Here is a 14,475-nt window from a genome sequence, read left to right on the forward strand (position 1 = left end):
CAAGATTTAGGGAACGGAGCGGAACATGGCAGAGGCTGCAGCTCACGATCACGACGACCACAGGCCGCATGGCTGGGTCCGCTGGGTCTACTCGACCAACCATAAGGACATCGGCACGCTCTACCTGATCTTCGCGATCATCGCCGGCATCATCGGCGCCGCGCTCTCGGTCGCCATCCGCATGGAGCTGCAGGAACCGGGCATCCAGATATTCAGCGGCCTGGCGCAGATGGTCTACGGCATGCAGGGCGACGCCGCCATCGACGGCGGCAAGAGCATGTACAATGCTTTCGGCGCCGCGCACGGCCTGATCATGATCTTCTTCATGGTGATGCCGGCGCTCATCGGCGGTTTCGCCAACTGGATGGTGCCGATCATGATCGGCGCGCCGGACATGGCCTTCCCGCGCATGAACAACATCTCGTTCTGGCTGCTGCCGCCGGCTTTCATCCTGCTGCTCTGCTCGATGTTCGTGCCCAGCGCTCCGGGCGCTTTCGGTCCTGGAGGCGGCTGGACGATCTATCCGCCGCTCTCGACGTCCGGCCAGCCGGGACCTGCGCTTGACCTGGCGATCCTGTCGATCCACATCGCCGGCGCCTCGTCGATCCTCGGCGCCATCAACTTCATCACCACCATCTTCAACATGCGCGCCCCCGGCATGACGCTGCACAAGATGCCGCTGTTTGCCTGGGCGGTGCTGATCACCGCCTTCCTGCTCTTGCTCTCGCTGCCGGTTCTGGCGGGCGCCATCACCATGCTGCTCACCGACCGCAATTTCGGCACCGCCTTCTTCGTGCCGGACCAGGGCGGTGACCCGATCCTCTTCCAGCATCTGTTCTGGTTCTTCGGTCACCCCGAAGTGTACATCCTGATCCTGCCGGGCTTCGGCATCGTCAGCCATATCGTCTCGACATTCTCGAAGAAGCCGGTCTTCGGCTATCTCGGCATGGCCTACGCCATGGTGGCGATCGGCGCCGTCGGCTTCATCGTCTGGGCGCATCACATGTACACGACCGGCCTGTCGCTCGACACGCAGCGTTACTTCGTGTTCGCCACCATGGTCATCGCGGTGCCGACCGGCGTGAAGATCTTCTCCTGGATCGCCACCATGTGGGGCGGCTCGATCTCCTTCAAGCCGCCGATGCTGTGGGCCCTGGGCTTCATCTTCCTGTTCACCATCGGTGGCGTCACCGGGGTCCAGTTGGCCAATGCCGGTCTCGACCGCTCGCTGCACGATACCTATTTCGTGATCGCCCACTTCCACTACGTGCTGTCGCTGGGCGCCGTGTTCGCCATCTTCGCCGGCTGGTACTACTGGTTCCCGAAGATGACCGGCTACATGTACTCGCCGGTTATTGCCAACACCCATTTCTGGGTCACTTTCGTCGGCGTCAACCTGATCTTTTTCCCGCAGCACTTCCTCGGCCTCGCCGGCATGCCGCGCCGCACCGTCGACTATCCGGACGCATTCGCCGGCTGGAACATGATCTCGTCCTACGGCTCCTACATCGCGGCCGTCGGCGTTGCGATCTTCCTCTACGGCGTGTTCGAGGCCTTCCAGAAGAAGCGCGTCGCCGGCGCCAATCCCTGGGGCGAGGGTGCCACCACGCTCGAATGGCAGCTGCCTTCGCCGCCGCCGTTCCACCAGTGGGAACAGCTGCCGAAGATCAAGTAAAGGCAGCATCCCGACGCAAGCGAGGTCGCCGGCGAGCCCGGCGATCTTGCCAACGCAACAATGGACCCTAAGTACGCATGGCCCTTGCCGACGACAGATTGATGGAGGAAGCGGGCTTTCGCATGTCGGAAGCAACAGCAGGCGATTTCTTCGCCCTCCTGAAGCCCCGCGTCATGTCGCTGGTCGTCTTCACGGCTTTTGTCGGTCTGGTCGCGGCTCCCGCCGCCATCAATCCGCTCATGGCGGTTATCGCGATCCTGGCGATCGCCATCGGTGCCGGTGCCTCCGGCGCGCTCAACATGTGGTACGACGCCGACATCGACGCCGTCATGACCAGGACCGCGGGCCGCCCGGTGCCGGCCGGTCGCGTCACGCCAGGCGAGGCGTTGAGCTTCGGCCTGGTGCTCTCTGTGCTGTCTGTGATGACGCTCGGCGTGCTGATCAACTGGCTGTCGGCGTCGCTTCTCGCCTTTACCATCTTCTTCTACGCCGTCATCTACACGATGTGGCTGAAGCGCTGGACGCCGCAGAACATCGTCATCGGCGGCGCCGCCGGCGCCATCCCGCCGGTGATCGGCTGGGCCGCCGTGACCGGGTCGGTCAGCCTCGAGAGCGTAATCCTGTTCCTGATCATCTTCCTGTGGACGCCGCCGCATTTCTGGGCGCTGGCTCTCTTCAAGTCCGACGACTACGCCCGCGCCGGCATCCCGATGATGCCGAATGTGGCCGGCCATGCCTCGACCCGCCGGCAGATCTTCGCCTATGCGGTGATCCTGGCGCCGGTCGGCGTGTTGCCCTGGGCGCTCGGCTACACCACGGCCGGTTATGGCGTGGTTTCCGCCGGGCTTGGCCTCGGCTTCGTCTGGTATGCCTGGAAAGTGCTTGCCATGGCCGACGACGACCGCGCGATGAAGCCCGCCAAGGCGCTGTTTGCCTATTCGCTGCTCTATCTCTTCGCCATCTTCGCCGCCTATCTCGTCGATTGCGTCGTCGGGCGCGCACTCATGATGGGGGGAGTATGATCGTGGCCGATAAGAACCTCGAACTGGTCACGTTGACCGAGCGTCAGCGCAAGGCGCGCCGCAACCGCTCCATCGCCATCGGCGTCGCGCTGGCCGCATTGGTCATCATCTTCTATGCCGCCACCATCGTGCGCTTCGGCCACCACGGCGCGAGCCTCACCGGCTCGGGCCTGCTTGGGGGCGGCTGATGAGCAGCGACGCGAGCAAGCCCCGCAAGGTAAACAACGGCGTCGTTGCCGCCGTCTGCCTCGCCTTCTTCACCGGCATGGTCGGCATGGCCTATGCGGCGGTGCCGCTCTACAAGATGTTCTGCCAGGTCACCGGCTATGGCGGCACCACGCAGCGCGCCGAGAAGCAATATGCCGGCCGGGTGCTCGATCGCGACATCACGATCCGCTTCGACGCCAACACCAATGGCATTCCGTGGCAATTCGAGCCCGTCGCCCGTTCTGTGACGATCAAGATCGGCGAGACGACCCAGGCGCATTATAGCGCCACCAACAAGTTCGACCGCCCCATCACCGGCCGCGCTTCGTTCAACGTGCAGCCTGAAATGGCCGGCGCCTATTTCAACAAGGTGGAGTGCTTCTGCTTCACCGACACGACGCTGAAGCCCGGCGAGACGCTGGACATGCCGGTCGTGTTCTATGTCGATCCAGACATCGTCAATGTGCCGGAACTCAAGGACTTGAAGACGATCACCCTGTCCTACACGATGTTCCCGGTCGAAAAGAAACAGCCGGTCGCCTCGTCGGCGCCGGCCGCTGGCAACAGCAGCAAAGTTCCAGATTCCGAAGCAAGCCTCGGGGGTTGATATGGCAGACGCGCACGCAAAACCACAACACGACTACCATCTCGTCAATCCTAGCCCCTGGCCTTTCCTGGGCTCGGTCGGCGCGCTTGTCACCGCCGTCGGCGGCGTCTGCCTGATGCAGTATCTGAAGGGCGGCAACTTCCCGGTCTTCGGCCACAACATCGCCAATCCGTGGCTGTTCTTCATCGGCATGATCATCGTGCTCTACACGATGTTCGCCTGGTGGTCGGACACCATCAAGGAAGCGCATGAAGGCTACCACACGCGCGTCGTATCGCTGCACCTGCGCTACGGCATGATCATGTTCATCGCCTCCGAGGTGATGTTCTTCGTCGCCTGGTTCTGGGCCTTCTTCGACGCAAGTCTCTTCCCCGGTGAAGCGAACCAGTATGCCCGTACCGCCTTCACGGGCGGCGTCTGGCCGCCGAAGGGCCTGGAGGTGCTCGATCCCTTCCACCTGCCGCTCTACAACACCATCATCCTGCTTCTGTCGGGCACGACGGTGACCTGGGCGCACCACGCGCTGCTGCATGGCGACCGCAAGGGCCTTATCAACGGCCTGGTGCTGACCGTCGGCCTCGGCATGCTGTTCACCATGGTGCAGGCCTACGAGTATATGCACGCTCCGTTCGGCTTCAGGGATTCGATCTACGGCGCCACTTTCTTCATGGCCACCGGCTTCCACGGCTTCCATGTCATCATCGGCACCATCTTCCTGCTGGTCTGCCTAGTGCGTGCTATGCGCGGCGACTTCACGCCGAAGCAGCATTTCGGCTTCGAGGCAGCCGCCTGGTACTGGCATTTCGTCGACGTGGTCTGGCTGTTCCTGTTCAGCGCCATCTATGTCTGGGCCTCGAACGGCGCGCTGATCGAAGGCCACTAAACCGACGGGTTTCGGAGTCCCAAGAGGGCGGCTGCGGCGACGTGGCCGCCTTATTATTTGGGGCGAAAGGGTCTACGGTGCGGACATGAACGAAGACAAGGCGATCTGGCCCCCTATCGATCCGATCTCGGCCGGCCTGCATGGCCGCTGCCCGCGCTGCGGCGAGGGCAAGCTGTTCTCCGGTTTCCTTACCATCGGCAAGCGCTGCTACAATTGCGGGCTAGATTATTCCTTCGCCGATGCCGGCGACGGACCGGCGGTGTTCGTCATCCTGATCATCGGCTTCATCGTCGTCGGCTTGGCGCTGTGGATGGAGGTGACGCTCAGTCCGCCGCTCTGGCTGCACTTTATCCTGTGGATACCATTAGCGCTGGTGCTCTGCCTGACGGCGCTGCGCCTCATCAAGGGCGTGCTGATCACCTTGCAATATTCCAAGAAGGCCGCCGAAGGCAGGCTGGAATCGCACGAATGAATGGGACGACGGACTCGGTGGCCGGCCGTTCGCGGACGCGCCCAGCGTTGCTGATTGGTCTCGGCCTTGTCCTGTTCGCCGTCCTGATTGGGCTCGGCACCTGGCAGATCCAGCGCCTGCACTGGAAGGAAGACCTGCTTGCGACCATCGACAAGCGCAGCCATTCCGCGCCGTTGCCGCTGGCCGATGTCGAGAGGGAGTTCGCCGCTTCCCATGACGTCGACTACACGCCGGTGACGGTGACCGGCACTTTCCTGCACCGGGGCGAGCGACACTTCTTTTCCACCTGGCAAGGCGACAGCGGCTTCAACGTCTACACGCCCCTGCAGCTCGAGGACGGCCGCTTCGTGCTCGTCAACCGCGGCTTCGTTCCCTACGACCTCAAGGATCCGGCCAAGCGCCAGCAGGGCGAAATCGCCGGCAAGGTGACGGTAACCGGGCTCGCCCGCAATCCGCTGCCCGCAAAGCCGTCGATGATGCTTCCCGACAATAACGTCGCCAAGAACATCTTCTATTGGAAGGACCGCGACGTCATGGCGGCGACCGCCGGCCTGCCGGCCGGTTTCGTCCTGGTGCCGTTTTTCATCGATGCCGACAAGACGCCGAATCCTGGCGGCCTGCCGGTCGGTGGCGTCACCATCATCGACCTGCCGAACAACCACCTGCAATATGCCGTCACCTGGTACGGGCTGGCCGCCGCCCTTGCGGCCGTGCTGATCCTGAGGTTACGCCGCCCGGCGAAAGAGCCGTGAGCGCCGCCGCTCTTGACAGCGCAGGGGTGCGCACCTCATTTCGCGTCCAGCGCTACGACTTAACCGGCCCGAATTCATGATTGAGAAAAAGCCACCGCTGACGATCAGGCTCTGCCAGCCGCGCGGCTTCTGCGCCGGCGTCGACCGCGCCATCCAGATCGTCGTGCTGGCGCTGAAGAAATACGGCGCGCCGGTCTATGTCCGCCACGAGATCGTGCACAACCGCTACGTCGTCGAAGGGCTGCAGAGCCTCGGCGCCGTCTTCATCGAGGAACTCTCCGAGATTCCGCCGGAGCATCGGCAGTCGCCGGTAGTGTTTTCCGCGCATGGCGTGCCGAAATCGGTGCCGGCGGACGCCGAGGCGCGTAATCTCTTCTACCTCGACGCCACCTGCCCGCTCGTCTCCAAGGTGCACAAGCAGGCGATGCGCCACCAGCGGCTCGGCCGCCATGTGCTTTTGATCGGCCATGCCGGGCACCCGGAAGTGATCGGCACGATGGGCCAGCTGCCGGAAGGCGCCGTGACGCTGATTGAGACCGAGGCCGACGCCGCGCGTTTCGTGCCCGCCGACGCTTCGGCGCTGGGCTTCGTCACCCAGACGACCTTGTCGGTCGAGGACACCGCCGGCATCATCCGGGCGCTGCAGGAGCGGTTTCCGCAACTGCATGCGCCGGCCGCCGAATCGATCTGCTACGCCACCACCAACCGCCAGGAAGCGGCCAAGGAGACTGCGGTCGGGGCTGATCTCTTTCTCGTCGTCGGGGCTCCCAATTCGTCCAACTCGCGCCGCCTTGTCGAAGTGGCGGAGCGTGCGGGTGCGACGATGTCGCTTCTCGTGCAGCGCGCCGCCGAAATTCCGTGGGATGAGATCGCCGGGATCAGGACGCTTGGTCTGTCGGCCGGCGCCTCGGCGCCGGAGATCATCGTCGACGAGATCGTCGACGCCTTCCGGCAGCGCTTCGACGTCACCATCGATCTGGCCGTCACGGCCACGGAAACGGAGGATTTCCCGGTGATGCGGGTGCTGCGCGATGTCGAACTGACGGCGGCCGACATGGCCTTCGTCAACGGAGCGGCTTGAAACCGGATGGCCGTCTACACCGACGTCAACGAAGGCGAACTGACCGCGTTCCTCAAAGCCTATCCGGTGGGAGAACTGCTCTCTTACAAGGGCATCGCCGAAGGCACCGAGAATTCCAACTTCCTGGTCCACGCCTCGACCGGATCCTACATCCTGACCCTCTACGAGAAGCGCGTCGACAAGGCCGACCTGCCGTTCTTTCTCGGCCTGATGGGCCATCTCGCCAGGAAGGGCATTTCCTGCCCGCTGCCGGTGACTGCGCATGATGGCACCGTCATCGGCACGCTGGCCGGCCGTCCGGCCGTCATCATCACCTTCCTCGAGGGCCTGTCGCTCAGGCGGCCGACCGCCGCGCATTGCGGCGAAGTGGGCAAGGCGCTCGCGGGCCTCCATCTTGCCGGCCAGGATTTTCAGATGAGAAGGCCGAACGCGCTGGCGATCGACGGCTGGCGCAAGCTCTGGGCCGCCTCGCGCCACCGCGCCGAAGAGGTCGAGCCGGGCTTGGCGGCCGAGGTCGATGCCGATTTCAGGGATTTCGAGTGCAACTGGCCGACCGGCCTGCCGCAGGGCATCATCCACGCCGATCTGTTCCCGGACAATGTCTTCTTCCTTGGCGAGAGGCTGTCGGGGCTGATCGACTTCTACTTCGCCTGCGACGATCTCTACGCCTATGATGTCGCCACCTGCCTCAACGCCTGGTGCTTCGAGAAGGATTTTTCCTTCAACCTGACCAAGGGAGCGGCGCTGCTTTCCGGCTATCAGTCGGTGCGGCCGCTCTCGGGCGACGAGAAGGCGGGGCTGCCGATGCTGGCGCGCGGCTCGGCGCTGCGCTTCATGCTGACGAGGCTCTATGACTGGCTGACCATTCCGGATGGCGGGCTGGTGATGAAGCGCGACCCGACCGAATATATCCGCCGCATGCGCTTCCACCGCGCCATCAAGTCGCCATCCGAATACGGGCTGACATGACCAAGCAGATCGAGATCTTCACCGACGGCGCCTGCTCGGGCAATCCCGGGCCGGGCGGCTGGGGCGCGGTGCTGCGCTACAACGGCGTCACCAAGGAACTGTCGGGCGGCGAGGCCGAGACCACCAACAACCGCATGGAGCTGCTCGCCGCCATCACGGCGCTCAACGCGCTGAAGGAGCCTTGCGCGGTCGACCTCTACACCGACAGCAAATACGTCATGGACGGCATCTCCAAATGGATCCATGGCTGGAAGAAGAACGGCTGGAAGACCGGCGACAAGAAGGCGGTGAAGAATGGTGAGCTCTGGCAGGCGCTCGACGAGGCCAACCGGCGCCACAAGGTGACCTGGCATTGGGTGAAGGGCCATGCCGGCCATCCGGAAAACGAACGCGCCGACGAGTTGGCCCGGCAAGGCATGGCGCCGTTCAAGAAAGGCCCTGTGAAGACTGCGGTGGCGGCGCAGCCCGCGACGCAGCCGAAGCGGCCAGCGGTCGCCAGGGCGCGACGCTCGACCCAGAGCTATTGATTTTGATGGCTGGATTCGCGCTCTGACCGGGGACGCATGTCGTGCCGATCGCCTATTACATCACCCATCCCCAGGTCCGCATTGACGCCAATGTGCCTGTGCCGGAATGGGGACTGTCCGATATCGGCCGGGCAAGGGCCGTCGCCATGCTCGACCAGCCCTGGATCGGCTCGATCGGCCGCATCGTGTCGTCCGCTGAACGCAAGGCGATTGAAACTGCCGAAATCCTGGCGGACCATCTCGGCCTTGCGGTCGAGGTGCGCGAGCGGATGCTCGAGAACGACCGGTCGGCAACCGGCTTCCTGCCGCCGCCGGAATTCGAGGCGGCTGCCGACCAGTTCTTCGCTAACCCGCACGAGAGCATCCGGGGCTGGGAACGCGCCATTGATGCGCAGAGCCGCATTGTGGGGGAGGTCGAAGAGGCGCTCGCCGCCAGTGGCGGTGGGAACGTCGCTTTCGTTGGCCATGGCGGTGTTGGAACGCTTCTGCTGCTTTTGCTCGATGGCAGGGAGATCAGCCGTACCGCGGATCAACCCGCGGGCGGTGGTAACTACTTCGCCTATGACGTTGCGTTGCGCCGCGTCCTGCACGGTTGGCGGCCGATCGACGAACCGGTACCGCATCACGCCAATTGATCGTCACCGGATCAGCAGCGCCGTCGAGAACATGCCGAGCGCGAACACCGTGTGCGCCACGAGGTTGAGCGCGCGCACCTTTGTCGGATTGGGCAGCTTGGATGCCGCCCAGCCGGCGCCCATGCCTGGCGCCAGCAGGAACCAACCGGCTCCAACCGTGACGATGCCGAGGATGAAGGCCGGCAGGAAAGTCGGCGCCGCCAGCCAGCCGGCGCCCGCGAGCACCACCAGGACCACGCCGTAAAGGATGCCGACCAGATAGTGGAATCCCAGCCCAGCGCCTTTTCATGCGCATAGGGCGTGGCCTTGCCGATATCGTCGTGGAAGACTTTCCCGGGCAGGTGCCAAACCCAGCGCCCGACCATGCCCCAATTGGGCAAGGGCTGGCCGATCGCCTTGTTGAGGATGATCGCCCAGATGTCCATGAACACCGTGGCGCCGATGCCGATCGCTACCGCGCGCCAGATGGTGTCGAGCATCAGAGCTGCTCAAGGATTTTGGCCGCGCCGCTCTCGTTGACGCCAGGCTTTGTCTCGACATTGAGCGCGGTGACCTTGCCGTCGTCGACGATCATCGAAAACCGCTTGGAGCGCAGGCCCATGCCGGCCGCGGAAAGATCGTTGTCGAGCCCCACGGCCTTGGCGAAATCACCGCTCCCGTCGGCGAGATAGAGGATATTGCCTTCGCCGCCGGAGAAGCGCGCCCAGGCGCCCATGACATGCACATCGTTGACCGAGACGACGGCGATCGTGTCGACCCCGCGCGCCAGGATGGCGTCATGGTTTTCCAGATAGCCCGGCAGATGGTTGTTGCTGCAGGTCGGCGTGAAGGCGCCGGGGACGCCGAACAGCACCACCTTCTTGGCGGTGAAGATCTCTGTGCCTTTTATATCCTTCGCGCCATCGGCGGTCATCGTCTTGAAGGTCACGTCGGGCAGTTTTTCGCCAACCGAAATGGTCATGGGGAGCCTCGTTTGGGAGAGATGGGAAGAACCGACGTCTTCGATATCGGACTGCGCGGACTCCGGCAACCTCTTCACAGCCGCTGGATCAAGGGAAAGGCAGCAACCCGTCCACCGAACCCTCTGCGCTGGTCAGCGTGTAATACAGCCCGCCATCGGTCGGCGTCGCCGACGGCCGGTCGAGGATCGGCACTGTGAAGACGAGCTTGCCGTCCTTCTGGCTGCGCACCGGCGCGCCGAACATGTAGTCGCGCTTGCCGGCGATGAAGAAGTCGACGGATTCCGGATCGCCGGGCGACTGCGCCTGGACGACAAGCGTTTCGTGGTCGCCCGGCAGCACGCTGATGCCGAAATCGGGCCGCGCCGGGGAGGGCAGCGTGGCGAGCGCGGTCTTCACCAGTGCTGCGTCGATCGCGTTGTCGGGATCGGAGCCGGGGTCGACGCTGAGCCGGGTCTGCACCGGAATGCAGATCGTCTCGCAAATGCCGAGGAAGACATGGGCGTCGATGGTCGCCGGTTGGCCGGGCGAAGACACGGTAAAGGTCACCGGCAGCGACACCGGACGGTCGTAGCCGGCCCATTTGCCGTAGCCGTCGTCATGCCGCTGCGGCGGCGGGAACGACAATTGGGCGTCGGCGATGTTGGTGCTGCCGGAGATGTCGAGCTGCGGCGGCACGCCGGCATCACCCGGATCGCGCCAATAGGTCTTCCAGCCGGGCTTCAAGGCTATGTCGAGCACGCCGTGGATCTTGCCGGCCTCGTCGGGCTTGCCGGTGGTCACCAGCCGGACCTTGCCGCCTTCACTATTGTACCAGTTCGAAGAGGAGGCCTCGGCCGGGAGGCCCGCAGCCCACCCGAAAACGATGCCGAGAACCAGTATTTTCATATATCGCATGGCGGTGATTTGACCGTCCGTTCTTGGCCGCGCAATGACTTCGTCACCTTCCCGGTATCATATTTGCGTGACATCGGGGACCGGCACCATCTTTTCGGCGCTGCCGAAACGCGTTACGCTCAAGCCATGGACTTGCTGCGCCACAAGAAGGCGGCCGCCGGCCGCGGCTTCCTCGACGATCAGTTCCTGATTGCCATGCCGGGCATGAAGGACGACCGTTTCGCGCGCTCCGTCATCTACGTCTGCGCCCATAGCGACGAGGGCGCGATGGGCCTGATCATCAACCAGACGCAGCAGATGCTGTTTCCGGACCTGCTGGTGCAGCTCGGCATCATGAACGAGCAGGAAGCGATCCGCCTGCCGGCGCATACACGCGATTTCGTCGTGCGCAATGGCGGGCCGGTAGACCGCAGCCGCGGCTTCGTTCTGCATTCCGGCGACTATCGCGTGGAATCCTCGCTCAACGTCTCCGACGACATCTGCCTGACGGCAACCGTCGACATCCTGCGCGCCATCTCCACCGGGCGCGGCCCGCGTCATGCGCTGATGGCGCTCGGCTATTCCGGCTGGGGCGCCGGCCAGCTCGAGACGGAGATCGCCGAGAACGGCTGGCTCACCTGTCCGGCGACGCCCGAGCTTCTCTTCGACACCGACATCGAGCGCAAATACGACCGCATCCTGGCCTCGATCGGCATCGACCTTGCCCATCTGAGCGCCGCCGCTGGGCATGCTTAGCCTACCGTGCCGAGCAGACGCAGAGGCCGTTTCGAAACTCGCTCATGCGAGTCATATGGTGGTGATTTCGAGAACCGGAGCGGAGCGTGCTTAATGCACGTGAGCACCGGAAGCGCAGAAAGCGCCGCCAGATTGCCGCAGGAGTAGAGTTTCCAAACGGTCTCTAAGCCTGGGTCAGCGGATACTGCTCCCTCAGCGTCTTCAGCACCTGGTCGCCGGGCATCGGCGCGCCGAACATGAAGCTCTGGACATATTCGCAGCCCATCTGGCGAAGCTCCAGCGCGTCGCTTTCGTCGGAGATGCCTTCCGCCACGACCGAAAGCCCAAGCTCATGCGCCATGTTGACCATGGATTTGAGCAGCACCGCGCGCTTCGGCGTCGCGTCGTCGACGAAGCTCTTGTCGATCTTGATCGTGTCGAAGGGGAAGCGCGTCAAATAGGACAGCGAGGAATAGCCGGTGCCGAAATCGTCGAGCGACAGTCCAATGCCGAGCTGCTTGAGCTTGCTCAGCACATGCGCGGTCTGCTCGGGATTGTCCATCACGAGCGATTCGGTGAGCTCGAGCCGGAAGCAGCGCGGTTTCAGATTGGCGCGCGCGATGACGGAGCGGACATCGCTGACTAGGTCGCGGCGGATGAGCTGACGGCTGGAGAGGTTGACCGAGACCGACAGCGGCGCGTCGCCGATCTGCTTTTGCCAGGCGGCCAGGTCCTCGGCCGCCTGCTGCATGGCGAACAGGCCGAGCTGCACGATCAGTCCGCAATTCTCGGCCACCGGGATGAAATCTCCTGGGGGGATCATGCCGCGGCGCGGATGGTCCCAGCGCAGCAGCGCCTCGAAGCCGGCGACGCTGCCGTCCTCCAGCCGCACGATCGGCTGGTAGGCAAGCGTGAACTCGCGCCGCTCGATGGCGCGGCGAAGGTCGGATTCGAATTGCAGCCGGTCGGTGCCGACGGTGCGGAAGGCAGGGCGGAACGGCTCGATCCTGTCGCCGCCGAAGCGCTTGGCCTGGTGCATGGCAAGCTCGGCATCCTTGACCATGTCCTCGGCCGAAGTCTGCGCCGTCGTCCAGGTGATCAGGCCGATCGAGGCAGTCAGCACGATCTCGCGCTTGGCGAAGGTTATCGGATTGTTGATCGCGTGCTTGATGGCGTCGGCCACGGCCGCGATGCGGGCCGGGTCCTGCTCTGAAAGCAGCATCAGCGCGAACTGGTCGCCGGCGAAGCGCGACAGTGAATCCTTCGGCTTCAGGAGCCGGTGCAGCCGGCGGGCGACGGTAAGAAGGATGGTGTCGCCGGCGGAAATGCCGAGACCGTCATTGACCTGCTTGAAGCGGTCGATGTCGATGATGAAGACCGTAGGGCGCACCTTGTCCTCGGTGCGGGCGATCGAGATGATCGCCTCCAGCCGGTTCATGAACAATTCGCGGTTCGGCAGGCCGGTCAGGTTGTCGTGCACGGCGTCGTGCAGCAGCCTTTCCTCGGATTTCTTCTGCTCGGTGACGTCGACCATGGTGCCGACGCAGCGGATCACCTCGCCGTCGGAGCCGATCACCGGGCGGGCGCGCAGCGAGAACCAGTGATAATGACCATCGGCGCCGCGTAGCCGGAAATTCTGCGCGACCTTGCCGCGGCGGTGCTCCAGCACCACGTCGAGCGTGGTGCGGAACGTGTCGCGATCGTCGGCATGCAGCACCGGCAGCCAGTTGCGGGCCGCACCGCCAAGGCTGTTCGGCGCCAGGCCGAGCTGCAGGCTGATGTCCGGCTTGGTCACCACGCGGTCTCGCAGCACGTCCCAGTCCCAGACGATGTCGCCCGAGCCGGCCACCGCCAGCGCCTGCCGCTCGAGATCGGAGAACAGGCTCTGGTGCAGCACGCCGCCGGCAAAGGCATGCTGCATGACGGTGAAGCCGATGAGCAGGATGATCAGGATCAGCCCGCCGCCCAGCGCCGGCTGGGCGATATCGTTGTCGAGCATGCCGGTGATCGCCATCCACGACCCGCATAGCCAGAGCAGCACCATGACCCAGCTGGGCACCAGCATGATCGCCCGGTCATAGCCGCGAATGCCGAGGAAGATGATCAGGCCGAGGCCGGTGAGCGCGGTGGCGGCGAAAGAGATGCGGGCAATGCCGGCGGCGACCGCCGGATCGACGATGGCCACGCCGGCGATCAAAAGCAGGCCGAGGATCCAGACCAAGGCGCCATAGCTGAAATGGCCGTGCCACCGGTTGAGGTTGAGATAGGCGAACAGGAACACCACGAAGGTTGCCGCGAGCGCCACCTCTGTGCCGGCCCGCCAGATCTGCTCGTTACCGGGCGATATCTCGATGATCTTGTTGAGGAAGCCGAAGTCGACGCAGATATAGGCGAGCACCGCCCATGCAAGCGCCGCGGTCGCCGGGAACATCGAGGTTCCCTTGACCACGAACAGGATCGTCAGGAACAGCGCCAGAAGGCCCGAGATGCCGATGACGATGCCGCGGAACAGCGTGTAGGAATTGACCGAGTCCTTGTAGGAATCCGGTTCCCAGAGATAGACCTGCGGCAGCTTCGGCGAGGCGAGTTCGGCGATGAAGGTCACCACCGTACCGGGGTTCAGCGTCACCCGGAACACGTCGGCGTCCGGGCTTGTCTGGCGGTCGAGCGCGAAGCCTTCGCTGGGCGTGATCGCGGCGATGCGCGTCGAGCCGAGGTCGGGCCAGAAGATACCGGAATTCACCAGGCGGAAATGCGGCGCGACGATCAGCCGATCGAGCTGCTGGTCGGTAGTGTTGGCGAGCGCGAAGACGGCCCAGTCGCCACTCGATCGCGCGTCATTGGCCTCCACTTCGATGCGCCGCACGATGCCGTCGGGGCCGGGCGCGGTCGAAACCTGGAAATTCTCGCCCTGATTCCGGTAGATCTGCACGGCGCCGGAGAGGTCCAGCGCCTTGTCGTCGCGCGCGATCTTGATCGGCTCGACGGCGAAAGCGGGCACCGCCGAAAAAAGCGTGATGACGACCGTCATGATGAGGGCGAACAGCGACGCTAATCGCGGAGAATTCGTCACAG

At 64.2% G+C, this 14,475-nt stretch carries 15 protein-coding genes and 1 pseudogene; 12 read left to right on the forward strand and 4 right to left on the reverse strand.

Annotation, left to right across the window (positions count from 1 at the left end; all coding sequences use genetic code 11):
• Positions 1–25 precede the first annotated feature (25 nt).
• The 11 genes from ctaD to FJW06_RS04120 all read left to right on the forward strand — a co-directional run bounded on the left by ctaD (position 26) and on the right by FJW06_RS04120 (position 8,830).
• Positions 26–1,675 (forward strand): cytochrome c oxidase subunit I, encoded by a 1,650-nt coding sequence (gene ctaD, locus FJW06_RS04070; protein ID WP_140748370.1) that lies wholly within the window; start codon positions 26–28, stop codon positions 1,673–1,675.
• Positions 1,676–1,752: 77 nt separating this feature from the next.
• Positions 1,753–2,697, forward strand: coding sequence for a heme o synthase (locus FJW06_RS04075; RefSeq protein ID WP_140748373.1), 945 nt, complete (start codon positions 1,753–1,755; stop codon positions 2,695–2,697).
• The gene (locus FJW06_RS04080; protein ID WP_140748376.1) at positions 2,694–2,885 is read left to right on the forward strand and encodes a hypothetical protein; all 192 of its coding nucleotides are present in this window, start codon (positions 2,694–2,696) and stop codon (positions 2,883–2,885) included. The genes FJW06_RS04075 and FJW06_RS04080 overlap by 4 nt, the downstream gene beginning before the upstream one ends.
• Complete coding sequence (locus tag FJW06_RS04085; protein WP_140748379.1) at positions 2,885–3,511, forward strand: cytochrome c oxidase assembly protein; 627 nt, start codon at positions 2,885–2,887, stop codon at positions 3,509–3,511. Before FJW06_RS04080 ends, FJW06_RS04085 begins: the two co-directional genes overlap by 1 nt.
• A 1-nt stretch (position 3,512) precedes the next feature.
• Positions 3,513–4,394, forward strand: a complete 882-nt coding sequence (locus tag FJW06_RS04090) for a cytochrome c oxidase subunit 3 (protein ID WP_140748382.1) — start codon at positions 3,513–3,515, stop codon at positions 4,392–4,394.
• An 85-nt stretch (positions 4,395–4,479) separates the two neighbouring features.
• Complete coding sequence (locus FJW06_RS04095) at positions 4,480–4,866, forward strand: DUF983 domain-containing protein (protein ID WP_140748385.1); 387 nt, start codon at positions 4,480–4,482, stop codon at positions 4,864–4,866.
• Positions 4,863–5,618: an SURF1 family protein gene (locus FJW06_RS04100; RefSeq protein ID WP_181178130.1), complete on the forward strand. Its 756-nt coding sequence runs from the start codon at positions 4,863–4,865 to the stop codon at positions 5,616–5,618. Before FJW06_RS04095 ends, FJW06_RS04100 begins: the two co-directional genes overlap by 4 nt.
• A 76-nt stretch (positions 5,619–5,694) precedes the next feature.
• Positions 5,695–6,699 carry a 4-hydroxy-3-methylbut-2-enyl diphosphate reductase gene (gene ispH, locus FJW06_RS04105; protein ID WP_140748388.1) on the forward strand — a complete coding sequence of 335 codons (1,005 nt, stop codon included), beginning with the start codon at positions 5,695–5,697 and terminating at the stop codon, positions 6,697–6,699.
• A 6-nt stretch (positions 6,700–6,705) separates the two neighbouring features.
• Positions 6,706–7,668 carry a homoserine kinase gene (locus tag FJW06_RS04110; RefSeq protein WP_140748391.1) on the forward strand — a complete coding sequence of 321 codons (963 nt, stop codon included), beginning with the start codon at positions 6,706–6,708 and terminating at the stop codon, positions 7,666–7,668.
• Entirely contained in the window at positions 7,665–8,195 is a 531-nt protein-coding gene (gene rnhA / locus FJW06_RS04115; RefSeq protein ID WP_140748394.1) for a ribonuclease HI, read from the forward strand. The genes FJW06_RS04110 and rnhA overlap by 4 nt, the downstream gene beginning before the upstream one ends.
• Positions 8,196–8,236: 41 nt before the next feature.
• Positions 8,237–8,830 carry a histidine phosphatase family protein gene (locus tag FJW06_RS04120; protein ID WP_140748397.1) on the forward strand — a complete coding sequence of 198 codons (594 nt, stop codon included), beginning with the start codon at positions 8,237–8,239 and terminating at the stop codon, positions 8,828–8,830.
• 3 nt (positions 8,831–8,833) lie between these two features.
• On the opposite strand, the pseudogene FJW06_RS04125 reads toward FJW06_RS04120, so the two are convergent.
• From FJW06_RS04125 to FJW06_RS04135, 3 genes and pseudogenes are all read right to left on the reverse strand, one after another.
• Positions 8,834–9,309, reverse strand: a pseudogene (locus FJW06_RS04125) (DUF2938 domain-containing protein).
• Positions 9,309–9,791 carry a peroxiredoxin gene (locus FJW06_RS04130; protein ID WP_140748399.1) on the reverse strand — a complete coding sequence of 161 codons (483 nt, stop codon included), beginning with the start codon at positions 9,789–9,791 and terminating at the stop codon, positions 9,309–9,311. Before FJW06_RS04130 ends, FJW06_RS04125 begins: the two are co-directional and overlap by 1 nt.
• Positions 9,792–9,879: 88 nt before the next feature.
• Complete coding sequence (locus FJW06_RS04135; RefSeq protein ID WP_140748402.1) at positions 9,880–10,686, reverse strand: protein-disulfide reductase DsbD domain-containing protein; 807 nt, start codon at positions 10,684–10,686, stop codon at positions 9,880–9,882.
• 126 nt (positions 10,687–10,812) lie between these two features.
• Here FJW06_RS04135 and FJW06_RS04140 point away from each other — a divergent pair, with 126 nt between their 5' ends.
• A complete protein-coding gene (locus FJW06_RS04140; RefSeq protein WP_140748798.1) occupies positions 10,813–11,421 on the forward strand; it encodes a YqgE/AlgH family protein in 609 nt (202 codons plus the stop codon).
• 163 nt (positions 11,422–11,584) lie between these two features.
• Here the strand turns inward: FJW06_RS04140 and FJW06_RS04145 are convergent, their stop codons facing one another.
• Positions 11,585–14,473, reverse strand: a complete 2,889-nt coding sequence (locus tag FJW06_RS04145) for an EAL domain-containing protein (RefSeq protein WP_181178131.1) — start codon at positions 14,471–14,473, stop codon at positions 11,585–11,587.
• Between the last annotated feature and the right edge of the window lie 2 nt (positions 14,474–14,475).

The sequence above is a fragment of the Mesorhizobium sp. B4-1-3 genome (genome assembly GCF_006439355.1).
In the GTDB taxonomy this organism is placed as follows: domain Bacteria; phylum Pseudomonadota; class Alphaproteobacteria; order Rhizobiales; family Rhizobiaceae; genus Mesorhizobium.

Bases quoted from the DNA above. Each gene is read 5' to 3' on its own strand.
- FJW06_RS04100 (WP_181178130.1), top strand. From the start codon at position 4,863: ATGAATGGGACGACGGACTCGGTGGCCGGCCGTTCGCGGACGCGCCCA.
- FJW06_RS04095 (WP_140748385.1), top strand. From the start codon at position 4,480: ATGAACGAAGACAAGGCGATCTGGCCCCCTATCGATCCGATCTCGGCC.
- FJW06_RS04090 (WP_140748382.1), top strand. From the start codon at position 3,513: ATGGCAGACGCGCACGCAAAACCACAACACGACTACCATCTCGTCAAT.
- FJW06_RS04110 (WP_140748391.1), top strand. From the start codon at position 6,706: ATGGCCGTCTACACCGACGTCAACGAAGGCGAACTGACCGCGTTCCTC.
- FJW06_RS04085 (WP_140748379.1), top strand. From the start codon at position 2,885: ATGAGCAGCGACGCGAGCAAGCCCCGCAAGGTAAACAACGGCGTCGTT.
- FJW06_RS04080 (WP_140748376.1), top strand. From the start codon at position 2,694: ATGATCGTGGCCGATAAGAACCTCGAACTGGTCACGTTGACCGAGCGT.
- ctaD (WP_140748370.1), top strand. From the start codon at position 26: ATGGCAGAGGCTGCAGCTCACGATCACGACGACCACAGGCCGCATGGC.
- ispH (WP_140748388.1), top strand. From the start codon at position 5,695: ATGATTGAGAAAAAGCCACCGCTGACGATCAGGCTCTGCCAGCCGCGC.
- FJW06_RS04075 (WP_140748373.1), top strand. From the start codon at position 1,753: ATGGCCCTTGCCGACGACAGATTGATGGAGGAAGCGGGCTTTCGCATG.
- rnhA (WP_140748394.1), top strand. From the start codon at position 7,665: ATGACCAAGCAGATCGAGATCTTCACCGACGGCGCCTGCTCGGGCAAT.
- FJW06_RS04135 (WP_140748402.1), bottom strand. From the start codon at position 10,686: ATGCGATATATGAAAATACTGGTTCTCGGCATCGTTTTCGGGTGGGCT.
- FJW06_RS04140 (WP_140748798.1), top strand. From the start codon at position 10,813: ATGGACTTGCTGCGCCACAAGAAGGCGGCCGCCGGCCGCGGCTTCCTC.
- FJW06_RS04130 (WP_140748399.1), bottom strand. From the start codon at position 9,791: ATGACCATTTCGGTTGGCGAAAAACTGCCCGACGTGACCTTCAAGACG.